Origin of the sequence: Bradyrhizobium sp. CCGB01, from assembly GCF_024199795.1 — a bacterium.
In the GTDB taxonomy this organism is placed as follows: domain Bacteria; phylum Pseudomonadota; class Alphaproteobacteria; order Rhizobiales; family Xanthobacteraceae; genus Bradyrhizobium.
The window spans coordinates 8,753,033-8,775,039 of record NZ_JANADK010000001.1 but is presented as its reverse complement, the minus strand read 5'-3'; the positions used below and the strand labels follow the sequence as shown (position 1 = coordinate 8,775,039).

At 65.5% G+C, this 22,007-nt stretch carries 21 protein-coding genes; 14 read left to right on the top strand and 7 right to left on the bottom strand.

Annotated elements, in window-relative coordinates:
- Positions 1 to 20: 20 nt before the first annotated feature.
- Complete coding sequence (locus NLM25_RS41320; protein WP_254140732.1) at positions 21 to 1,070, bottom strand: ABC transporter substrate-binding protein; 1,050 nt, start codon at positions 1,068 to 1,070, stop codon at positions 21 to 23.
- Positions 1,071 to 1,296: 226 nt separating this feature from the next.
- Between NLM25_RS41320 and NLM25_RS41315 the strand changes: the two genes are divergently transcribed.
- The 7 genes from NLM25_RS41315 to NLM25_RS41285 all read left to right on the top strand — a co-directional run bounded on the left by NLM25_RS41315 (position 1,297) and on the right by NLM25_RS41285 (position 7,073).
- Positions 1,297 to 1,674: a hypothetical protein gene (locus NLM25_RS41315; RefSeq protein WP_254123641.1), complete on the top strand. Its 378-nt coding sequence runs from the start codon at positions 1,297 to 1,299 to the stop codon at positions 1,672 to 1,674.
- A 117-nt stretch (positions 1,675 to 1,791) separates the two neighbouring features.
- Complete coding sequence (gene hisE / locus NLM25_RS41310) at positions 1,792 to 2,196, top strand: phosphoribosyl-ATP diphosphatase (protein WP_254123639.1); 405 nt, start codon at positions 1,792 to 1,794, stop codon at positions 2,194 to 2,196.
- A 154-nt stretch (positions 2,197 to 2,350) separates the two neighbouring features.
- Entirely contained in the window at positions 2,351 to 2,932 is a 582-nt protein-coding gene (locus tag NLM25_RS41305; protein WP_254140731.1) for a YqaA family protein, read from the top strand.
- A 46-nt stretch (positions 2,933 to 2,978) separates the two neighbouring features.
- Positions 2,979 to 3,497: a hypothetical protein gene (locus NLM25_RS41300; protein ID WP_254123636.1), complete on the top strand. Its 519-nt coding sequence runs from the start codon at positions 2,979 to 2,981 to the stop codon at positions 3,495 to 3,497.
- A gap of 27 nt (positions 3,498 to 3,524) precedes the next feature.
- Positions 3,525 to 4,925, top strand: a complete 1,401-nt coding sequence (locus NLM25_RS41295; protein WP_254140730.1) for an aspartate ammonia-lyase — start codon at positions 3,525 to 3,527, stop codon at positions 4,923 to 4,925.
- A 186-nt stretch (positions 4,926 to 5,111) separates the two neighbouring features.
- Positions 5,112 to 6,080 carry a nitronate monooxygenase family protein gene (locus NLM25_RS41290; RefSeq protein ID WP_254140729.1) on the top strand — a complete coding sequence of 323 codons (969 nt, stop codon included), beginning with the start codon at positions 5,112 to 5,114 and terminating at the stop codon, positions 6,078 to 6,080.
- A 219-nt stretch (positions 6,081 to 6,299) separates the two neighbouring features.
- Positions 6,300 to 7,073, top strand: a complete 774-nt coding sequence (locus NLM25_RS41285; RefSeq protein WP_254140728.1) for a thioesterase family protein — start codon at positions 6,300 to 6,302, stop codon at positions 7,071 to 7,073.
- Between the two features lie 640 nt (positions 7,074 to 7,713).
- On the opposite strand, the gene NLM25_RS41280 is transcribed toward NLM25_RS41285, so the two are convergent.
- A complete protein-coding gene (locus NLM25_RS41280; RefSeq protein WP_254140727.1) occupies positions 7,714 to 9,276 on the bottom strand; it encodes an AMP-binding protein in 1,563 nt (520 codons plus the stop codon).
- Between the two features lie 158 nt (positions 9,277 to 9,434).
- On the opposite strand from NLM25_RS41280, the gene NLM25_RS41275 reads away from it, so the two are divergent.
- The 6 genes from NLM25_RS41275 to NLM25_RS41250 all read left to right on the top strand — a co-directional run bounded on the left by NLM25_RS41275 (position 9,435) and on the right by NLM25_RS41250 (position 15,122).
- A complete protein-coding gene (locus NLM25_RS41275; RefSeq protein WP_254140726.1) occupies positions 9,435 to 10,400 on the top strand; it encodes a nitronate monooxygenase family protein in 966 nt (321 codons plus the stop codon).
- 152 nt (positions 10,401 to 10,552) lie between these two features.
- Positions 10,553 to 10,801 (top strand): hypothetical protein, encoded by a 249-nt coding sequence (locus NLM25_RS41270; RefSeq protein ID WP_014491549.1) that lies wholly within the window; start codon positions 10,553 to 10,555, stop codon positions 10,799 to 10,801.
- Positions 10,802 to 10,933: 132 nt separating this feature from the next.
- A complete protein-coding gene (locus NLM25_RS41265; protein ID WP_254140725.1) occupies positions 10,934 to 11,626 on the top strand; it encodes a hypothetical protein in 693 nt (230 codons plus the stop codon).
- 86 nt (positions 11,627 to 11,712) lie between these two features.
- Positions 11,713 to 12,408 carry a hypothetical protein gene (locus tag NLM25_RS41260; protein WP_254140724.1) on the top strand — a complete coding sequence of 232 codons (696 nt, stop codon included), beginning with the start codon at positions 11,713 to 11,715 and terminating at the stop codon, positions 12,406 to 12,408.
- A 351-nt stretch (positions 12,409 to 12,759) separates the two neighbouring features.
- Positions 12,760 to 13,227, top strand: coding sequence for a hypothetical protein (locus NLM25_RS41255; RefSeq protein WP_254140723.1), 468 nt, complete (start codon positions 12,760 to 12,762; stop codon positions 13,225 to 13,227).
- A 2-nt stretch (positions 13,228 to 13,229) separates the two neighbouring features.
- Positions 13,230 to 15,122 carry a PQQ-like beta-propeller repeat protein gene (locus tag NLM25_RS41250; RefSeq protein WP_254140722.1) on the top strand — a complete coding sequence of 631 codons (1,893 nt, stop codon included), beginning with the start codon at positions 13,230 to 13,232 and terminating at the stop codon, positions 15,120 to 15,122.
- Between the two features lie 58 nt (positions 15,123 to 15,180).
- On the opposite strand, the gene NLM25_RS41245 is transcribed toward NLM25_RS41250, so the two are convergent.
- On the bottom strand, positions 15,181 to 15,405 hold the full coding sequence (locus NLM25_RS41245) for a cysteine rich repeat-containing protein (RefSeq protein WP_254123620.1): 225 nt from the start codon (positions 15,403 to 15,405) through the stop codon (positions 15,181 to 15,183).
- 226 nt (positions 15,406 to 15,631) lie between these two features.
- Between NLM25_RS41245 and NLM25_RS41240 the strand changes: the two genes are divergently transcribed.
- Entirely contained in the window at positions 15,632 to 15,916 is a 285-nt protein-coding gene (locus tag NLM25_RS41240) for a hypothetical protein (protein WP_254140721.1), read from the top strand.
- Between the two features lie 135 nt (positions 15,917 to 16,051).
- Here the strand turns inward: NLM25_RS41240 and NLM25_RS41235 are convergent, their stop codons facing one another.
- The 4 genes from NLM25_RS41235 to NLM25_RS41220 all read right to left on the bottom strand — a co-directional run bounded on the left by NLM25_RS41235 (position 16,052) and on the right by NLM25_RS41220 (position 21,987).
- Positions 16,052 to 17,956 carry a sensor histidine kinase gene (locus tag NLM25_RS41235; protein ID WP_254140720.1) on the bottom strand — a complete coding sequence of 635 codons (1,905 nt, stop codon included), beginning with the start codon at positions 17,954 to 17,956 and terminating at the stop codon, positions 16,052 to 16,054.
- Positions 17,953 to 18,636 (bottom strand): response regulator transcription factor, encoded by a 684-nt coding sequence (locus NLM25_RS41230; protein ID WP_254123614.1) that lies wholly within the window; start codon positions 18,634 to 18,636, stop codon positions 17,953 to 17,955. The genes NLM25_RS41235 and NLM25_RS41230 overlap by 4 nt, the downstream gene beginning before the upstream one ends.
- A 106-nt stretch (positions 18,637 to 18,742) precedes the next feature.
- Entirely contained in the window at positions 18,743 to 21,466 is a 2,724-nt protein-coding gene (locus NLM25_RS41225) for a DUF2235 domain-containing protein (protein WP_254140719.1), read from the bottom strand.
- Positions 21,467 to 21,735: 269 nt separating this feature from the next.
- Positions 21,736 to 21,987 carry a GCG_CRPN prefix-to-repeats domain-containing protein gene (locus NLM25_RS41220; RefSeq protein ID WP_375166917.1) on the bottom strand — a complete coding sequence of 84 codons (252 nt, stop codon included), beginning with the start codon at positions 21,985 to 21,987 and terminating at the stop codon, positions 21,736 to 21,738.
- Positions 21,988 to 22,007: the final 20 nt, after the last annotated feature.

Genomic DNA, 22,007 nt, shown 5'->3' with positions numbered 1-22,007 from the left:
GCGGAAGCTGTCGGTTTTGCTCAGTTGATCAGCCGCCCCGCGACCGGCGGCAGGAACCGGTCGTCGAAGATTTCGCCGGCCGCGGGCCGTTTGCGGAATTTGAAGTCCTGCGCGAGCTGATCGATCGAGCGCTCCAGGCGCGCCGGGTCGATGCCGCCGAGGCCGTTGCGCTTGACCTCTTCGGTCAGGATGTTGTCGATGAGCGTGCTGCGCAGGCGTTCCAGCTCGAGGTCGCGGTCGCCGTCGTCGATCCGGCTCGCGGCCTCGCCCGCCGCGCGCGCCGGCTCTTTGACGGACGCGTTGACGCCGGCGATCAATGCGCGGACGAATCCCTTCACTGCGTCGGGCTTCGCGGCGGCGAAAGCGGGGTTGGCTACCACGGCGAAGCCGTAGGCCTCGCAGCCATAGTCGGCATAGCGGAGTACCACGAGGTCGCCACCGGGCACGCCGCGGTCGCGCAGGTTCACCGCCGAGAGATAGCTGAAGCCCGCGACCGCATCGACCTGGCCCGCGGAGAGGAGCGGCTCGCGGACCGCAGCACTGATCTTGTGGAATTTCACATGCGACGAGTTGATGCCGTTCTGCTGCGCGAGCGCCGGCCACAGCCGCATCGACAGATCGCCGTCGGCAACGCCGACGGTCTTGCCGTCGAGATCGGGCAGCAAGTGGATGCCGCGGCTCCGGCGCGCAACGATTGCATAGGGCGCGCGGTTGAACAGCACGAACACCGCCTTGATTTGCGCGGCATCGTCCTTGTCGCGAAAACGCATCAGCTCGTTGATGTCGACGAGCGCGAGCTCGCTGTCGCCTTTGGCGACGCGTGCGAGCGCGTCGGGCGATCCGGCCGCGCTGTTGAAGGAGACGTTGAGACGCTCGGCGCCGAAATTGCCGTCCTTTGCGGCAATGAAGAACGGCGCCATGCTCGCGTCGATTGGGCGGTCGAAGGTGAAGTGAATCGCAATGGAGGGCGCGGCGGTCTCGGCCGCTCCGGCATCGCGTGCAGTCAGCGCGGCGAGCGAGATTGCAAGGGCCAGCAGGCCGCGAAGGGCGATTGTCTTGAATGCGAACATCAGTCGCGCCGGTCCCGCATTGTTTGGTGTGGTGACGCTCGGAGCGCCGGCTGGCGGCGACTGTGTCCGTGCCAACATGAACGGCGGATGAGCGGCGGTTGCGGCATGATTACGCAACCCCGTTCAGCTTGTGTTGGGGTTGGGGAACCCAACATGGGATGCGGGTGTTTGAAAGACATGAGCCTGTCGTCAGGCACCATTCGAGGTCCCAAGGAGGGTCCAGGACATGTTTGACAGATTTTCCAGATTTGCGGGCCGTAAGGCCGTCCTTGCCACGGCCGCCGTGGTGGCGCTGACTGCGGTCGCCCCGACTGCCTCTTACGCAGGCGGCCGCCACTGGCATGGCGGCGGCGGGGCAGCCTTCGCCGGCGCCGCCATTGCCGGCGCCATCGGCACTGGCCTTGCGATCGCCGCGACCCGTGACGCCTACGCCTATGATTACGGCCCGGGGCCGGGCTACGGCTATTACGGTGGCCCTGTCTATTATAGCGCCCCCGCCTACGGTCCCTATTACGGTCCGGGCCCGAACTATCAGTATCAGCGCTATGGCGGCTCGGCTCCCTCCGAGCTCTGCGGCCAGGGCTACGCCCAGAACTGCTACTAGCTTTGGCTAGCAAGTCTTGACCATAACTGGCCGTCGCGCTTGCCGCGGCGGCCGGTTTTTTGCTTTTACTATCGAACGTTAACGCGCTCTCCATTGGTTTAGAGTAGTTTCCAGTACATGAGTGATTCGCTTGAGCGGCTATATCTGGCTGTGCTCGCGGCCAAGGATCTTGATCCGGCAACATCTCGTACGGCCCGGCTGTTTCAGCGTGGCCCCTCCAAAATGGCGAAGAAGCTGGCCGAAGAGGCCATCGAAGTCGTGATCGATGCGGTCAACGGCGACAGCGAGGCCGTGGTCCGGGAAAGCGCCGATCTGCTCTACAATCTCACTGTGCTCTGGGCTTCAGCCGGCGTGCGCCCTGAAGACGTCTGGCGCGAGATGTCGCGGCGGGAAGACATGCTCGGCATTGCCGAGAAGCTGCCGAAGTCGGAGATGAAACTGCCCAAAGTTGCGTCACCGCGTGTTGCCGCCAGGCGGCCAATTGTCGCGCTGGAAGGGCGCGTCGCGCGCAAGCGCCACTAAAGCGCGATGACATTGGAACGAAGCGTCATCGCGCTTTAGGTTATTGTTTGAGCGGGATCTTTTCGGAATACCGCGACACACTTTTCCGGATCACGCTAAAACGTCACAAACTCGCGATGGACAAATCCGTCCCAGGGTGCTTCATCGCGGCGCCATGCTGAAACGTATCTACGATTGGTGCATCGACGCCGCCCACAAGCCCTACGCGCTCTGGATCATGGGAGCCGTGTCTTTCGCGGAAAGCTCGTTCTTTCCGGTCCCGCCGGACGTGATGCTGATCCCGATGTCGCTGGCGCGCCCGCAGCGCGCCTGGGTCTATGCGGCGATCTGCACCGTCACCTCGGTGCTCGGTGGCGTCCTTGGCTACGCCATCGGGGCGCTGCTGTTCGACTCGGTCGGCCACTGGCTGATCCAGGTCTATGGCCTCGGCGACAAGGTCGACGCTTTCCGCGCCTCCTATGCCGAGTGGGGCGCGGTGATCATCCTGCTCAAGGGTCTGACGCCGATCCCCTACAAGCTCGTCACCATCACCTCGGGCTTTGCTGGCTACAATCTCATCCTGTTCATCCTGTGCTCGATCGTCGCGCGCGGCGGACGCTTCTTCATCGTGGCGATCCTGCTCAACCGTTACGGCGATTGGATCCGGCACAAGCTCGAGGAGCATCTCGGCCTGTGGGTCACGCTCGGCGCCGTCGTGCTGGTGCTCGGCTTCGTGGTGGCGGTCAAGCTGATCTAGACTCCCGCGCTTTGATGCTGCGGCGGGTTCGGGTACGGTTGCGGTCATGATGGTTCGATCCGGCAATCCGGTCCTGCGACTGGGGACGCTGACATTTGCGGTGCTTTGGCTCCTGCTCGGTGCTGGCGGGACCGGATGGCCGCAATCCGCGCCGCCGGCGCTTGGATTGCAGGAGCAGGGACCGCAGACCGCGCCGCCGCCCTCGACTCCCGCGCCGGAAAATCCCGGGCTGATCAACGAAATGGGCAAGCTGTTCGACAAGCTGCCCTCGATCCTGCCGCCGATCAAAAGCCCGAGCGAGACCATGAACGACCTGTCGCGGCTGGCGACGCCGTCGACCATGGTGTCGGGGCGTGTGGCCTGCCCCGCCTCGTCGAACGGCGCGCCCGATTGCAAGCAAGCCGCCGACCAGCTCTGCCAGAGCAAGGGCTACAAGGAAGGCAAGAGCCTGAACGCCGATTCCGCGGAAAAATGCTCGGCCAAGGTTCTGATCCCGGGCCGGCAGCGCAAACCGGATGACTGCCGCACCGATACCGTCGTCACCAGCGCGCTGTGCCAGAACTGAGGACGTCGCGCCAGCAAAGGAGCGCCCATGAGCCGCACTGAGCAGGACTTCCTCGGACAGCGTGAGATCGCTGACGACATCTACTACGGCGTCCAGACCATCCGCGGGAAGGAGAACTTCCACATCACCGGCATTCCGATGAACCAGGAGCCTTACTTCGTGAAGGCGCTTGGTTATGTGAAGAAGGCCGCCGCCATGGCCAACCGTGATCTCGGCGCAATCGACACCAGGGTGGCGGACGCGATCATCCTCGGATGCGACCGCGTCATCGCCGGCGACATGATGGACCAGTTCGTCACCGACTTCATCCAGGGCGGCGCCGGCACCTCCACCAACATGAACGCCAACGAGGTGATCGCCAATCTCGCGCTGGAATCGCTCGGCTTCGGCAAGGGCGACTACCAGCACGTCAGCCCCAACGATCACGTCAACTACGGCCAGTCGACCAACGACACCTATCCGACCGCCTTTCGGCTGGCGCTGATCCTGCGGCTCGAGAGCTACATGACCGCGCTGCGCCAGCTCCAGGAAGCCTTCTTCACCAAGGGCCGCGAGTTCGACCGCGTGCTGAAGATGGGCCGCACGCATCTCCAGGACGCGGTGCCGATGTCGCTCGGCGCCGAATTCCGGGGATGGGGCACCACGATCGGCGAGGAGGTCGATCGCATCTCGGAGGCGCGTGCGCTGCTGCGCGAGATCAACCTCGGCGCCACCGCGATCGGCACCTCCGTCACCGCGGCGGTCGGCTATCCCAAGCTCGCGGTCCGGCATTTGAGCGCGCTGACCGGCGTCGACTTCATCCTCGCCGGCGATCTCGTCGAGGCGACCTCCGACACCGGCGCCTATGTGCAGCTCTCCGGTGTGCTCAAGCGCACGGCGAGCAAGCTGACGAAGATCTGCAACGACATCCGCCTGCTGGCCTCCGGCCCGCGCGCCGGCTTCAACGAGATCAACCTGCCGCAGCTCCAGCCGGGCTCGTCGATCATGCCGGGCAAGGTCAATCCCGTGATCCCCGAGGTCGTCAACCAGACCAGCTTCCTCGTCATCGGCCTCGACACCACCGTGACGTTGGCCGCGAGCGCCGGCCAGCTTCAGCTCAACGTGATGGAGCCGGTGATCTCGTTCGCGCTGTTCTTCTCGATCCGCACCATGGAGCGCGCGGTCAACAGCCTGCGCGAGAACTGCGTGCTCGGCATCACCGCCAACGAGGAGCACACCCGCAACATGGTGCTGAACTCGCTCGGCATCGTGACGGTGCTGAAGCCGCTGCTCGGCTACAAGCAGTGCGCCGAGATCGCGCGCGAGGGCTACAAGAGCGGCAAGTCGCTGCACCAGATCGTGGTGGTCGAGCGCAAGCTGCTGACACAGGAGAAATGGGACGAGATGTTTTCGTTCGAGCGGCTGATCAATCCGGATTTGATCGGGTAGGATCGCTGTCATTCGGGCTCGGCGCTGCGCGTCGCGCCGGAATGACAGAGAAGGAATTCCGCGCGTTGGAATTGCGGTAACGACGTCCGGTCCGGCGTCAAAACGCAATACTTGACAGTGGAAAGATTGCCTTGTTGGTATGGCCCCCAACCTTCAATTTGTCGGCCAATAGAGGATCGTTCCGCAATGTCCATGCCTGCCTTGTTCAAGGGACGCCTGTCGATCCCCGTGATCGGTTCGCCGCTCTTCATCATCTCGGTGCCCGACCTCGTGATCGCGCAGTGCAAGGCCGGTGTGGTCGGCTCGTTTCCGTCGCTGAACGCGCGACCGCCGGAGCTGCTCGACGAATGGCTGGCGCGGATCACCGAAGAGCTCGCGGCCTATGACCGGGCCCATCCCGACAAGCCGTCGGCGCCGTTCGCGGTGAACCAGATCGTGCACAAGTCGAACAACCGGCTCGATCACGACATGCAGCTTTGCGCCAAGTACAAGGTGCCGATGATCATCTCGTCGCTCGGCGCGCGCGAGGAGCTCAATCAGGCCGTGCACGGCTGGGGCGGCATCGTCTTCCACGACGTGATCAACCAGAAATTCGCTCACAAGGCGATCGAGAAGGGCGCCGATGGCCTGATCCTGGTCGCGGCCGGCGCCGGCGGCCATGCCGGCACCATCTCGCCGCTGGCCTTCGTCGCCGAGACGCGAAAGTGGTTCGACGGCCCGATCGCGCTGTCGGGCGCCATCGGCAACGGCAAGGCGATCCGTGCCGCGCGCATCCTCGGTGCCGACTTCGCCTATATCGGCTCGGCCTTCATCGCCACCAAGGAAGCCAACGCGGTCGAGAATTACAAGGAGATGATCGCGGGCTCGACGGCCGACGACATCGTCTATTCCAACCTCTTCACCGGCGTGCACGGTAACTATCTGAAACCTTCGATCCTCGCCGCCGGCATGGACCCGGAAAACCTGCCGACGTCCGATCCGTCCAAGATGAACTTCGGCACGGATGCCTCCGGCGAGCGCGCCAAGCCGAAAGCCTGGAAGGAGATCTGGGGTTCGGGCCAGGGCATCGGCAGCGTCGACGGTATCGTCCCCGCCGCCGAATTGATCGCGCGCTTCAAGAAGGAATACGACGAAGCGATCGATCCGCCGTTGTGATCGCTCTCGTAGCCGTCGTCCCGGACAAGCGCAGCGAAGCGGAGCGCCGATCCGGGACCCCCGCGCGAGCGCCTGCGCTCGTCGCTAGCCACAGGAAGTAGTTCGATGAAGACTCGCGGTTGCCAGCTTGCGCAACAACTTCTTCCTGTGGTTATGGGTCCCGGCGTTCGCCGGGACGACACTTTTTTCTAAGCTCCGAATGTGCTCCACGGAGAAACGATGACCGCCATCTACCGCGTCGACGGCAACAATGTCGTTACCAGCCCTGATGCCGCCGGCCCCTGGGACCGGCGCATGCAGCACGGCTCGGCGCCGGCTTCGCTGGTGACGTGGGCGGCCGAACGGATTCCGACGCCTGTCCCGATGGACATCGCGCGCGTCACCATCGATCTGATGCGTCCGGTCCCTGTAGCGCCGCTGACGATCGTGACCGAGGTATTGCGCGAGGGTCGCAAGATCCAGCTCTGCGAAATCAAGCTGCTCGCGGACGGCGTTCAGGTCGTCGGTGCAACCGTTCTCAAGATCAAGCGGCAGGCGCTGACGCTGCCGGACGGTGTCGAGGAGCTCCCGGTCGCGCTGCCGTCGCCGGAGGACTCCCTCGTCGAGGACGGTCACGCCGCCACCAGCCCGTTCGTGCGCTCGGTCTCGATGCGGGCCGCGCGCGGTCGCTTCGGTCAGGCCGGCGCCGGCGCGATCTGGTTTCGCGTCGACAGTCCGCTGATCGAAGGCGAGGCGGTCTCCCAGGCGATGCGCGCCGTGGTCGCCGCCGACTTTTCCAACGGCACCGCCTCGACGCTCGACTTCCGCGCCTGGACCTACATCAATGCCGACCTCACGGTGAACCTGTCGCGCCAGCCGGTCGGCGAGTGGATTCTGCTCGACGGCGAATCCTGGATCGGCCCCGACGGTGCCGGGCTCGCGATGTCGCGGCTCGCGGACAGGCAGGGCTACTTTGGCCGCGCGGTGCAGAGCCTGGTGATCGAGAAGCGGTGAGGGGCGCGACGCCGCGGTGAGTTTGGCGGGACGCTCGCCTCATTCTCGCTGTCATGCCCCGGCTTGACCGGGGCATCCAGTACGCCGCGGCCTCTCGATCCAATGACTCCCGTCTCTGGAATACTGGATCGCCCGGTCAAGGCCGGGCGATGACACCTGTTGTGTGGGTGCCGCGTCGCGTGTCGCGACGTTCATCAGAGCCTGGTGATCGAGAAGCGGTGAGCGTGACGGCGGGTGCCGCGATCGCTCCTTGGGCCGATTGAACGGCAGGCTTCCGCCGCCGCGGAAGGGACGCTTGGCCACGAGCTTCCTGTCCGGAAGTCTCTTGTTTGACGCGGCATCCTGCCTGTTCACATACCGTAGAAGATCTTGATCTCCCACAGCACCACGATGATAGCCGTGATCAACGTGACCGCGGCCACTGCACTTTCCAGGGAAGCGACTCTCATTCTACTCTCCGCTTCCCAGCCCCGTTATCGGTCTAGTTGATTCGTTGATTCGCCCGCAATTGCGCGGACGGCGCGCCTGAAAAGTCCCTTGCGCGCTGTTGTTCGCGGGCCACAGCGACACCGTAGAACCCCGGGGGGTGGATACGGGAAGCCGTGCGGCGCTGCGTGCCACAGGTTGCAAATCGAGGTGGCTACCCCACCATCCGGTCGCGTCCGCTCCAGAAGCCTGCGCGCAGTACCTTCTTGTCGACCTTGCCCACGCCGGTCATCGGCAGCTGCTTGACGAACTGGATCTGCTTCGGCGCATGTGCCGAGCCTTTTCGCCTTTTCACCAGATCGATCAGCTCGTCTTCGTCGGGTTTCGCGCCCTCGCGCGGCACGACGATGGCGGTGACGGCTTCGCCCCATTTCTCGTCGGGAATGCCGACGACCGCGACCATCGCAACGTCCGCATGCTGCGACAGTACGTCCTCGACCTCGCGCGGAAAAATGTTGAAGCCGCCGGAGACGATCATGTCCTTCTTGCGGTCGAGGATGAACATGTAGCCGCGCTCATCCTTGCGCGCGATGTCGCCGGTGTGAACCCAGCCATTCTTCAGCGTCTCGGCGGTGATGTCAGGCCGCTTCCAGTATTCGGCCATGACATGCGGGGCGCGCACGCAGATCTCGCCGGCGTCGCCCGTCCTCACTTCCTGGTCGTTGTCGTCGAGGATCCTGACCTCGCAGGCCGAGATCGGGAAGCCGCAGGACAGGAACAGCTCCGGCGTCTTTGGATCATGATCCGCCTTGCGCAGCACCGAGACCGGATAGCATTCGGTCTGGCCGTAGAGCTGCGAGAACACCGGCCCGATCCGCTCGATGCCCTCGATCAGCCGGCTCGGCGACATCGCGGAGGCACCGTAGAGCACGAGCTCGAGCGAGGAGAGATCGGTCTTGCCCAACGCGGGATGATCGAGCAGCACATAGATCATGGTCGGCACGAACAGCGTGAAGTTGATGCGCTCGCGCGCGATGGTCGCCAGCACGGCCTCTGGATCGAAACCCTTCAGCATGTGCACGGTGCCGCCGCGCATCAGGGTCGGGAGCACTTTCGTGCCCGCGACGTGGCTGATCGGTGCGACCGTCAGATAGCGCGCTTCTTCCGGGATTTCGAAGTCGGCGAGGATCGCGCCGGCGGCCCCGCTGTTTTCGCGGTGGTAGCGCAGCGCGCCCTTGGATTTGCCGGTCGTGCCGCCGGTGTAGTTCAGCGTGGCGAGATCGTCGGGGCGGGCGAGGCACAGCGCACTGGCATGGCCTTCGATCTCGATCGCCTGCAACAGATCGACGCCGTAGTCGGCCGGTCCCATGGTGAAGATTGCCTTGAGCCGGCCCGCCTGCGCGGCGAGCTCGCCGCCGCGCTCGCGGAAGGCGGCTGCATCGACCACCAGCATTTCGGCCTCGGAATCCTCGAGTTGGAAGAGCTGGTCTCCTCGCGATCCCAAAGGATGCAGCCAGGTGATGCAAAGCCGGGACAATTGCGCGGCGACGCCTGCGCACCAGGTGTCGGCGCGGTTCGCGGTGAGAAATGCGACGCGCGCGCCGGGCTGCAGTCCAAGCCGTATGAACACGCCCTGGATGCGTCCGATCAGGTCGATGGTGCCCTGATAGCTGAGCGATCCGCCGGGCCAGGCGAAAGCAGTGCGGCCGGGATAGCGCGACAGCGCGCGTAGCGTCTGCGCACAAGCCGGGAGCGATGCGTGGAGCGGATCGGACATTTGTTTCCTCGTTGCTTTGTCATCGGCTTCTGGCGTGCCAATGTTGCGTGCAACGCTAGCACAGAGAATGCGGGATGGAACGACAAAGCCCGCATAGGGCGGCTTGGATGAAAGCAAGGCTTCGATGAAAGCAAGGCTTGGATGAAAGAGAGGCTTGGGTGACATCCGATCGACTGCAACACTTCCGCGATCGTCTCAGCCTGCCTTTGATCGCGGCGCCGATGTTTCTGGTGTCGGGCGTCGAGCTCATGGTCGCGGCCTGCCGCAACGGTGTGATCGGCAGCTTCCCCACCGTGAATTGCCGCAGCACGGAACAACTCGATGCGTGGCTCACCGAGATCGAAACGCGGTTGCGGCAGTATGAGGATCGAGCCGGCCGCAAGGCCGCGCCGCTCTGTCCGAACCTGATCGTGCATCGCTCCAACGCGCGGCTGGAGCAGGATCTCGCCGTGCTGCTGCGACACAAGCCGGAGATCGTCATCACCTCGGTCGGATCGCCCGCGCCGGTGCTGAAGCCGCTGCATGAAGCCGGCGCGCTGGTGCTGGCGGACGTGGCCTCGATCCGCCACGCCCAGCGCGCGGTGGAAGCCGGCGCCGACGGGCTCGTGCTGCTCACCGCGGGTGCAGGCGGGCAGACCGGCTGGCTCAATCCGTTCGCCTTCGTCCGCGCGGTGCGTGCGTTCTTTGACGGCATCATCGTGCTCGCCGGAGGCATCAGCGACGGCCACGCGCTGCACGCGGCCGAAGTGCTCGGCTGCGATCTCGCTTACATGGGCACGAAGTTCATCGCGACGCGCGAAAGCATGGCGGACGAGCGCCACAAGGACATGCTGGTCGGGAGCAATGCCGACGACATCCTGCTCACCACCGCGTTCACGGGATTGCAGACCAGCATGCTGAAGCCGTCGATCGTGGCTGCCGGCCTCGATCCCGACGATCTGCCGGCACGCGGGGCGATCGACATCGGCAAGGACATCGACGTCGGTGCGCGAGAGAACCGCCCCAAGCGCTGGCGCGATATCTGGAGCGGGGGGCACTCGACGTCGGGCGTGACCGACGTGATGGCGGTGGACGATCTCGTTGCGCGGACGCTCGCCGAATATCGCGAGGCGGGCGGCCGGTAAGTTGTCTCCTGCTTTCCCCGTAAAAATGCGGAGGGGGCCACCGATCACAGTTAATCGAGCGCTCCTCCAAATCCCTTCATTTAACGGCAGATTAACCAACGCCCGCCAAGAATCCCCTCACGGCCGCCAATCAGGACCGAGAGGGACAGGCGATGGACTTCGATTTTCTCAACAGCAAGACAGCCGCGACGCTGGACGAAATCCGGGTCCGCGTGGCCCATGCCCTGGCCCGTCACCCGCTGTGCCGCAACGTGCGCTTCGACATCGTCAGCGTTCCCCGCACCCGCCGGGGCGGCAACTGGACGGTGACGCTGCAATCGGTCGAGCCGCGCGCAGTCTGGGAGGCCTCCGAGATCGTCGCCGACATCCAGGATGCCTACGATCTGGCGCTAGCTGCCTGATTTTCTTCAGGTTTCCGGGTCATGTCGCCGCAGTCCGCGCGATTGTCACTACGCCGGCACCGTTAAGCCTTAATTACCGCCCAGTTTCCGGGCACTGATCACGTGGACTTGAAGTTGGGCGCGGAGAGACGTTTGTCCAAAGCCATCACCATCGTTGTGCTGACCTGTTTCCTCGTCCTCGGCGCCGCCACCACCGCTATTCTCGGCCGCGACAGCGTGCCCAGTGTCAGCGCCGAGATGATCTCGCAGGCCCCGCCGAAGCCGCTCGCCACCAACCGCGCCGCCAAGGCCGACCGTCTGGTTCCGACGCTGGCGCTGGCTTCGGCCGCGATCGAGCCGGTTCAGGTGCCCGCGGACAAGCTTTCGCAGGCGCCGGTGCTGACCGAGCCGCTGCGCCAGGCCTTTGCCGCCGCCACGCCTTCCGATTTCCCGATGACCAAGGCAACTTCGCATGAAGCGCCTGCCGCGGTCGAGGCTCCGGCCAAGCCGAAGGTCGTCGCCAAGCCGCAGCCGCAGAAATCCTATTCGCTGCTCTCCGACGTGCAGATCGCGGGCATCAGGGATCGCCTGAAACTGTCGTCGTCGCAGGAATATTATTGGCCCTCGGTCGAGACCGCGCTGCGCAACGTCGTCCGCAAGATCTCGGCAAACAAGCTCTCCAATCCGAACGCTCCGGGCGTGCCGATCGATCCGAATTGCGACGAGGTCCAGCAGTTGAAGTCGGCGGCGATGCCGCTCCTGTTCCAGCTGCGTGAGGATCAGAAGGAAGAAGTGCGCAAGCTCGCCCGCATCATCGGGCTGGAGAAGGTCGCGCAGCAGATCTGACGCGGAAGTTCCTCCGGGAACCGCGCCGGTATCAGGAACATCCGGCAATCGACAAGCGTTGCCCGCTCCAAAGAGGGAGTGGACCAATGCGCGCCTCGACAGCCTATTTCGTCGGTGCCGGAACGATCATCGCGGCCATCGCCATTGGTCTCGGCGGCGGCATTGTCGCCGGCAATATCATGAATCCGGTCTCGCCCAGGCAGGGACCGGACACGAGCAAGATGGCGCAGCGTGCTGAAGCCGCCAAAACCGCGACAACGAACGCGCCGTCCGAGCGCCTGCAATATCTCACCGGCTCGCAAGCCTTCGGCGCCATGATCGCCGCGCCGGCGCAGGCCGAAGCCAAGACCGAAGCCAAGACCGAAGCCGCAAGGCCCGATACGCAGGCCACCCAGGCGAACGCTGAACCGCCAGCGCCGCAACCCTCGCAAGCGGCCGCGGTGGAGCCGCCCAAGCCGGCACCGGCATCGCTTCCGCACGTCGCAAAACCTGCCGAGCAACAGGCCTCGACGGAACAGCCAGCCTCACCCGACAACGCCTACGCCAAGGCCAGGGATTCCGACGTGAGGCGCGCCGCGTCCGAACGGCGCCGCATGGAGCGCCGCGAGCGCTGGGCCGAGCGCCGGCACTACGATTCCCGCGAGCCGCGCGGCATGCGTGACCGCACCGATTGGGACGACGTCGCACGCAACATCCGCGAAGATTCCGATGCGCGCGATGTCGCCAGCCGTCCGCGCGGCGGCTTCCCGCAGATGAGGCTGTTCGGGCCTGACGACGATTAGCGCCCTTCCTCGCCGTCGCGCACGGGATCGTGAGCGCCGGTTCGTTCTACGGGCGCGCTTGCCTCGAATTTCAACTTCCAGACGATCTCCATTCAATGCATGATTGATGCAGCCAGCCAAAGGCCGCGTCATGGGCGTAGTGCTGTTCGCTTGGAGCTTGTTCGGGCCGCACGGCGAAAGCGTCAGCGCGCCTGTTGACGGAGCCGACGCACCTCGGCTGATCGAGATTCCAGTGCGACATGCGCGGGATCTCGGCTTCACCACGCTGCAATTGCCGTCGAAGGCGGATGGCGGCGCGGCCTTCTCGATTGATCTCACTTGTCTCGCATTGCAAACCTTTTGGAGGTCGCGATGTCGTTGCATTTGTTGTGGACGTCCGCGGACAGTCTCATCGCGGCCTTTGCGCTCGCATTCATCGTTTCGCGACGGCATGTGATGCCACTCGTCTTGATGTTCGGCGTTTGCGATGCGCTGGGCTCCGCGCTCGGCGTCGCCATGCCGGTCGCGGGCGGGCTCGCTGCGATCCTGTTGATCGCGTGCGGTGCATCGCTGCTGGTGCGTCATCCCATCGCGCAACGTCTTTTGAATGCGCCGGGCTGGCTCTATGTGCTGCCCCCGCTGCTGGCGATCGACAATTTCGTGTCGCACACACCTGATGCACCGGCCGCTGCCGCACTGTCGAGCGCGATCATGGCTGCCCTCGGCTTTGCCTGCGGAGCCGTCGTGTCGAGCGGCTGGCGCGCAAGCTTGAACGACGTACGACGGCTTGCCGCGGCTTGCCTGATTGCGGCCGGAAGCCTCCTCGCCTGGGGAGCCTGACCATGGTCGCCTCCGTCACGACCCGCAGCTACGACCGTGCCCGGACCGGCGCGAACAATTCCGAGACGGTGCTGACGGCGACCGCCGTCCGCACCAGGGGCATCGTCAAACTCTTCAGCCTTCCGATTCCCGACGATCCCAGGCTCGAGGCCCAGCCGCTGGCAGTCGGCGGCGTCCACACCGCCGATGGCAAGACCCGCGACCTGATCTTCCAGGCCAGCATGGGCAATTGGGTCTATGCATTCGACGCTGTGACCGGCGAGAGGATCTGGGCGACGAACCTCGGACGTCCCATCGTCGGAACGAGGGCCATCGACGGCCACTTGACCAACATCCATTGGGGCATTCTCTCGACGCCCGTGATCGACGAGGGGGCGGGTATTCTCTATGCGTGCGCCTGGATCAGCGACGACGGCAGCGCTGCCAGGGGACAGCATTTCCTCGCCGCGCTGCGGATCCGCGACGGCTCGAAGGTGTACGGCCTCCTGAACCTGGAGGGCGCGGTCTACACGCCGCCGAACGGACTGCCGGTGCAGAAATTCGTCTCGGCCCAGCGCAAGCAGCGCAGCGCCTTAACGCTGATGCAGAACCACGTGCTGATTCCCTTCGGCACGATCGCCGAGACGTCGAAGACGGCGCGCGGCTGGCTGCTCGCGGTCGACGTCCAGGCCTGGCGGCTCGCTGCGTCGTGGTGCTCCACCGTCACCGGCTCCGGCGGCGGGCTGTGGCACAGCGGGGCCGGTCCGGCCGTCGCGCCCGACGGTTCAATCTACGTCATCACCGGCAACGGAGCGTTCTCACCGCAGCATGGGGATTTCGGCGAGAGCATCGTGCGGCTCGCCTTGCACACCGGAGACCATGCCCATTTCGAGGTCGTGTCGTGGTGGGCGCCATGGACCGACGCCAACCGGATCGGCGCGGCCGCGGTCGCGGCAGCCGGCGCGGATGACGACGATGACGAACCGGCGTTGCCGTCCAACGTTTACCTGCCCTCCGTGATCGCGCATGCCAGGCGCATGGGAATGCCGCTGAAGCCTCGCCATGCGCGCGAGATGCGGCATGTCGCGGTTACCGCAAGTCGCACCGCAATTGATGCGCAGATCGCGCCGGTCGTGGCGCATCACATGGAGGCGGTGAACAAATCGATGTGGGGCGACCAGGATTTCGGGTCCGGCGGTCCGGTCTATGTCGCCTCCGCCCATGCCATTCTAGCCGCCGGCAAGGACGGCATCCTCTACACCGGCAATGCCAATGCGCTCGGCAAGACGCAGCCGGGCGAACTCGTGGCCGGCCATTTCGCGGCGAACTACGACAAGCTTCGCATGCCGCCGATCCTGTACACCTATTTCGATCCTGGCGTACCGCCGGCGCCGGCCTCACCGATGGAGCTGAATCTGTTTCCCGGCGGCGCGACGCGGCATCTGCATGGTACGCCGTTGCTGTTCCAGTCGGTCGTCCACGGCACCATGCATTTCGTCGGCGGCGAGAACAGCGCCTTGCGGGCCTGGTCGATCGCGGCCGACGGGAAAACGACCTATCTCGCCGGAGGCAATGAGATCGCCTCGCCGCAATCGCCGCGTCCGCCGGGCGGCATGCCGGGGTGGAGCATCACCCTTGCCGCGAACAACGGCACTGATGGCATCGTCGTGGCGATGGTGCCCTATCAGGACAGCAACATGATCCTCAGCCCGGGCCGCTTCCTGGTCTACGACGCGCAGAATTTCGCCACCAATCCGGATGGCTCCAAGCGGCTTCAGGTGATCTGGGACAGCGGGAATTGGGGGCCCGAGCACGCCTTCATGCATCCCAAGTTCAACCGTCCGATCGTCTGGAAAGGCCGCATCTATCGCCCGACCTATGACGGTCGCATCGACGTCTACGGCCTGACGCATTAGCGCCGGACGCGATTTTTCCGGGACGCGCCAACGGCGCGAGCCCGGAATGACGGCTTGCTCACCCGCCGTGCGACTCCACCACCTTGCGGCAGGCGTCCGAGAGCTTGGTCTTGTTCTCGCGCAGGCAGGCATTCATCTGCGGCGGCTTGCCGATATGTTCGGCGCAGAATTTGCCGGCGTCGCTGCGGCAGGCCATCTGCTCCTGCGGCGTCGGACCGGATTGCGCGGCGGCGGGCAGGGTGGCGGCAGCGAGCAGCAGCGCGGCAAGAACTGAAGTTTTCATGAAGCACCTCGTTGGGATTGTGAATGGTCCCGCTGGGATCGGGTGAGCCGGACCATCTCGCGGGGGCCCATGGCCGGTCCATGCCATGTTCATGGCATCGGCCCTGCCGCCGCCCCCCCATCTTCATGGCATGTATCTGCGCGCCGCCTTTTGCCATTCAGGCTGCACGTCGGCTGCGAGACCCGGTGATTGCATCGGGGCGCCGAACGGGAAGCAGGAGAGCAAGATGTCGAAGAACGTGGGAGCGCTGAGCGCCGGGCTGACAGTCATGATGCTCGCGGGTGCGGCAATGGTGTCGCTGGGCACGAGCCCGGCGCAGGCGGTGGTCTATTGCAAGACGGTCGGCGTGCCCAAGGGCTGCGTGGTGCGGCCGACCGCGGCAGTCGTGGTTGGCGCACCGGTCGCAGCAGCGGCGGTGGCAACGCCGGGCGTCGGTGCGCCCGGTGTCGGCGTTCGCGCCGGTACGCCGATGAATCGCGGCGGTCCGGTCAATCGCGTCGGCGTGCGCTGACGATCTCGTTCGATTGAGTTGATTGCATCGCTTCGGGCGACGGAGCCTTGCGGACGAACCCCCCGTCCTCCGCATGACAATAATCCGGCCCGTTCCCTCTCTCCGCGCGTCCCACACGTTCGGGGAGGGGGCTTTTCAGCCGGTGGCGGCGTCGCTGTCCGGAAAGACCTGCGGCAATTGCAGCCGCACACGCGTCCCCGAGAAATCCGAGTTCAGCTCGAACGCGGCCCCGCAGCGTGCGGCACGGCTTTTCATGTTGCGCAGGCCCCGCGCGGTCTGGCCTGTGGCCTCGCCGGCGAGCGCAAACCCCTTGCCGTCGTCCGCAACGCTGATCACGCCACACGCCCCCTGCCCATCGTCGATGGTCTCGATGGTCACGGCGATGTGGCGCGCCTGCGCGTGCTTGACCGCGTTGGTCACGGCCTCGTCGAGGATGCGGACGATCTGGATGACGTGCCATGGCCGCAGCTCAGGATGCAGAGGCAGGCCCTGCGGTGTTGCCACGCGCCAGTCGAGCGCGATGTCGTGCGGGCGCAATTGTGCCGCCGCGCGCTCGCGCCAGGAACCGAGCGCAAGCATCAGGTCACCGCCAATGTCGTCCATGGAATCGATGACGAGGCGCAGGTCCTTCAACGCGGCGCGGGCCGCGTCCGTGATGCTCGCGCCTTCATGGCCGCGCTCGGAGAGCGCGACGATGCTGACAAGCTGGCCGCCGAGGCCGTCATGGAGGTCCCGCATCAGCCGTGTGCGCTCGTTGGCGAGCGCCGCGGCCCGCGCACGCTCCTCCTCGCGGGCAAAGCTCGCCTTCAACCGCTCCTCGGCCTCGCGCACGCGCGTCACGAGCTGATTTGCAAAGCCGTCGACCTGGTTCAGCGCGCGGGCGAAGCGCCAGGTCAGCCCGGCGCCGATCGCGACCAGCATCGCCGAATAGGACAGCCGCGAGACGAAGATGCGCTCGTTGGTCATGATTTCGAACGCCGCCAGCATGTCGTGGACCCAGCAGGTCAGCACGATGGTCACCGCGCAGCCGAGCGTGAAGCTCGCCGCGTCCTGCCGCCGCACCACGGCGGCTGCGGTGACGCAGGCCATCAGGAACAGGCAGAGCCCGACCGTGGGGATGCCGAGCACCAGGAATAGAATGCGTGGCAGTGGTGGCCCCGCGATCAGTCCGACCACGAACACGACGAGCCCCGGCACGAACAGCAGCGTTCCGTAGCGCGGCCAGCGCCAGCCGAAGAACAATACGCCGAAGGCGACGATCAAGGCGCTCTCGATCGGTGCGGATGCGAGCAGCACTGCGGCGAGCCGGGACACCGGCGCCGGCGGCACCGGCGGCGGCGAGAATGCCTGCACGACGCCGAGCACCATGGCCACGGCCAGCACGCCATAGACCGGCTCGCGGCGCCGCATCAGCCACATGATCGCGAGGATGACGGCGAGGATCGATTGCCAGGCGGAGAACGCCACCGGCAGCGTGACGAACAGCAGCGTGCGTGTCTCGTAGGACGGACGCAACGCGGTGTCCGGTCCGACATAGACGGTGTCGAGAAAGCCCTTCAGCGGGCCCCAGACGAACAGCCGCACGGTGATCTCGTTGCTGCCGTCATTCAGCAGCGAGGCGGGGATGAGCGCGATCTGCGGTGTGTTGCGGTCCGGGCGGTTGGCGTTGGCATCACGGCGGGAGTCGAGCACGACGACGCCGTTGACGGCGACCTCCACCGCGTTGCTGAAGCGCGGCAGGTACACGGACCATCCGGCGTTGCCGCTTCTGAAAGTGAAGGTGCCGGTGTAGAGCGGAGGATCGACAAGCGAATAACGCGACGACGTGAAATGCGGCAGCGTCACGGGACGGCTCGCGCCGTCCTCCCGCAGCGAAAATCCGTTCAGCGCGAAGTCCTCGGGATCGCTGGGCTGGAGCAGCCGCAGTCCGAGGATGGTGGCGATCACGATCAAGACCTGCAGCAGCAGATAAGGCACGAGGCGCGAGCCAATCAGCCGGCGCCTGGTGCGCGGGGGTGCCTTCGCCGCAATCTCGCTCACAGCTTGATCAGGCCCTGCTGCACCGCCTCGAACACCGCTTCGCCGCGCGTGTGCACCTCGAGCTTGCGATAGATGTTCTTGATGTGGCCGGGCACGGTCTGCCTGGACAGGCCGAGATGACTCGCGATCTCGGCGTAGCTGAAGCCCTTGGCGATGCCCCAGAGAATGTCGATCTCGCGTGGGGTCAGTCTTGCGGTGTTGAGCACGGGGCCCGGCGGCGGCTCGGCCGAGCTCTGCGCGGCACCTTGCGTTCTGCGCACGATGAAACGGGCGATCGAGGCCGAGATCGGCGAATGGCCGGCGACCAGATCGCGCACGGTGGTGGCGATGTCGGTCGGGAAGGCATCCTTCAGCAGATAGCCGGTGGCGCCGACCGTGATCGCGGAGATCACGCTTTCCTCGTCGCCGAGTGCCGAGATCACCATGATCTCGGTGTCGGGAAAGCGCTGCCGGGTCTCGCGGATCAGCTCGACACCGTGGCCGTCGGGCAGCCGCAGGTCGGTCAGCAGCACGCGCGGCGCGCCGCCGTTCAGGGCCTGACGCGCCTCACCGAGCGTGCCCGCGCTGCGCACCTCGTAGCCGGCCTTGACCAGCGCATCCTGGAGCCGCCAGCAGGTCGGCGCGTCGTCCTCGACGAGGAGGATGGTGATGGCCTCACCCGTCTCGCCCTGTTCGCTCATGGTCATCGTCCCGCACCGCGTGTCCCCCGCGGCGCAAGGCCAAGCTTAGCCGCAGCGCGGATGCCGCGACACCCATAATCATGGGGGCGGCAATGCCGCGGGGGGCTTACTGCTTCGCCACGGCCGGTTTATCCGTCGGCATGAGCGGGCTCGGCAGTCGCTGCACGACGATGCGCGCGGTACCGGCATTGTTCTTGTAGAACTGCTCGTATGGCCCCTGAACCACGTCGAGCATCGCCGGTCGCAACGGTGCCGGCAGCAGGGTCGGGTAAATCTGCACGGCGTCGTTGACGTAGAAGAACAGATCGCCGGCGTCGGGTGCGACGAATTCCGCGACCAGCCGTCCCGACAGCTTCTGGCCCTCCCAGATCGCGCGCGCCGTAGGGTCTTTCGGCACCGGGTCGAAAGGTCCGAGCTTGCTGACTGCGAGCTTGAGCGAATTGTCCTCGGGAAGAGCCTCGAACTCCTTCGTCTTGTCGAGCCGGGTCGGATACCTGCCCTTGCTCTTGTCCGCATCGTCCTCGGCCGGAATGGTCGGATTCATCCGGCGCGGCAATTCGTCGGCCGGCATGACGTTGCCGGCCGCCAGCGGAATGTCGTTCATTCCCTTCGTGCCGACGCGCACCACGGGCTGGAACCATGCGGCGCCGAACTGACGGAGCGTCGGCAGGGCGAGATAATGGCGCACGAAATAGGTCTTGAAGCCATTCGTACCGCTCAAGATGGTGCGATCGAACCAGGGATCCTCGATCTCGACCCAGACGCGGTATTTGCGACCCTTCTCGACCGCAAGGCCGCTCCACCAGCAAAACTCCTTTGTCGCGAAGCGGCCGCGCGCATCGATCGGCTCGTCGAGCACCGGCGTCCCGGGCTCCGGCCCGGGGAGAGTGCAGATATTTCCGGTCGCGGTGCGGGCGGTAAAGATGCTGGTCGCACCAATGAGTAGCGCCGAGTAGAAGATGATGAGCAGGAAGATGCCGGGCAGAACGAACCTTGCGAAGAGAAGGCGCGCCGGCCCCGCATTCAGCCGCATCCATCGGGCGAAGCGGAGCAGCATGCCGGGCTCGTCGACATGCCGCCGGCTTGCCATGCGGTGTGGCCTGCTCCAGGCCAGCCGCGCGCGTTCCTGAATGGCGTCGCGCAGCACCGTGTTCCTGCGCCAGATCAGATAAGTGATCGCCAGGACGATCGAGGTGGCGAACGGGTAGTACAGCGTGATGTCGAGCCACGGCGCCGCATAGGATGGCAGGACGTTCCTGACGAGATTGGCCAGCGGACCCAGCACGCCGCCAACGAGCCAGTCGATGGTGGCGATGATTTTCAGCAGCATGGTGCCTTGCAGGCCGCTGTCCTTCGACACACCGATCAGGCTGCTGGCGATCCAGGGCCAAACCACGATCACCCCGGCCATGACCAGCAGCGAGAAATAGGCGACGCGCCGCCACCACACGGTGTCGCGCGTGAGCCTGGCCATTTCGGCGTTGGGCGTGTTCATGCGGATGAAGGCTTCGGCCTCCGTCTCGCGCCGCGGGCCGGTGGCTTTGGCCAGATAGGCCTGTTTCATCGCTTCGCGCGTACCGTCCTCGATCAGGTTCTGCTTGCTGCCGTCGGGCATCAGCACCAGCGCGTCCGCCGGCAGCATGATCGGCGCGTAGTCGTCGCAGCCGAACAGCATGCGCTCGATGACGGCGAAGTGCACGACCGGCAGCCCGCCATTGACCTGACCGGCGAGGACCGGGCGTGGTCCGTAGCGGTAGAACACGGCGGCGCTGCTGCGCGAATCGTGCTTCGGGCCGATCGCCGATTGATATTCCCTGAAGTGCTCGATCTCGCCGTCCTGGAAGCGGAGCCGGCCGCCGAGCTGATCAGTCATCCAGACCAGCGGTACGAAGGACAGTGTGGAGTCCGGATAGCCGCCGCCGATGTCGGAATGCATGCCGGCGAACCACACCTCCTTGACCGTCTGGTCTGGCGCCAAATGGCTCTGGTCGATGCGCAGCGGATGGAAGGTGGTGCGCTCGTCGTCCAGCGCCAGCGCATGACAGATGTGCTTCACCTTGCGCGAGGGCCGGTGATTGCGGAACGAGATCGGCCAGATCGCCCAGTCGATCGCGACGCGCAGCTCCTCGATCGGGACGCCGTAAGCCTCGACCGTGTCGAACAGTCCCATGAATTCGATGTCGATGTCCTTGCGGCCGTTCATCTCCGCCCGGACATTGGCGTAGGAACGGTGCCCGCAGATCGCATGATAGAGATAGAGCAGGACATCGCGGATGAAGCGGGCGATCCAGATCGTCGGCAGGCTCTTGTTCAATGGCACGGTGCCGCGGCGGTATTCCCGCCACGCGGCCATCGCGTTGCGGTCCATCTCCGCATGCGACACCGGCGTGCCGTCGATCTCCGCCGGCACCAGTCCCTGGCTCGCGATCATGGCTGCCAGCGTGCGCGCGGTGAAGGCGCCGCGGCTGAAGCCGAAGATGTAGATCTCGTCGCCCTCGCGCCAGTTCCAGCACAGGAAGCGGTAGAGCTTGCGGACGTTGCCGGGCACGCCGATGCCGGTGGCGCCGTCGAGCGCGGCGAGCGGCGCCCAGCCCGCGGTGCCGACACCCTTGATGTAGTGGGCGATCTGGTCCGGCTGGGTGTGGTCGAGCGCTTCATAGAGACGCCAGACGCTCGATTCCTGGGCGGTGAACGCGTTGCCCGTGCCGTCGGCGAACAGCACGAGCTTGCGCTTCGGCGGCGTGGCGGTCGTCCCGTCGGCGCCTACATCGTCATGCGTGTGTTTGGGCTTGGCGGAATCGACATTCTGCTCGCCGTCATGGTGAGTCATGGAGCCCCTCCGGCAATCGACGGTGAAGCACTTCAGGCCGGAGCCGGGCAGCACTCCCCGATTTCAGTCAATGGTTGCGCCATGAAAATGAAGGTGCATTTTGTGCATAATCCCGCTGAGGTAGCAAGCGGGATCGCGCAGCCGTGGCACGACGTCGGGTGAAGGAGCGCGGAATATTCCGTCTTGCTGGCGGCGTGTCGGACGGCCGGAGCAGCCGTCCCGGCGATCGCCTCTCCCCAGCGAACGGGGAGAGGCGAAATGTTCAGCCTCTATTTGCCATTGCCGCGGCACGCGCCGCCGGGGCCGATATGGTAGCCGCGCGGGCAAGCATGTGCGGCCGGGTTGGCGTAGTTTCTCAGGCAGCCGCCATAGGGGCCGCGGTGCCAGCCGGGGCCGCAGCCGCCGGCGACTGCGATGACGTCGCCATTCGCGCCTGCGCCAAGCGGGGCGAGCGGCATGGCCTGGGCAGAGCCTGTGATCGCGCCGAGTGCGAGGGCTGCGGCAAACACGGTTCGCATCATGTCTTGTCCTCCCGAATGCC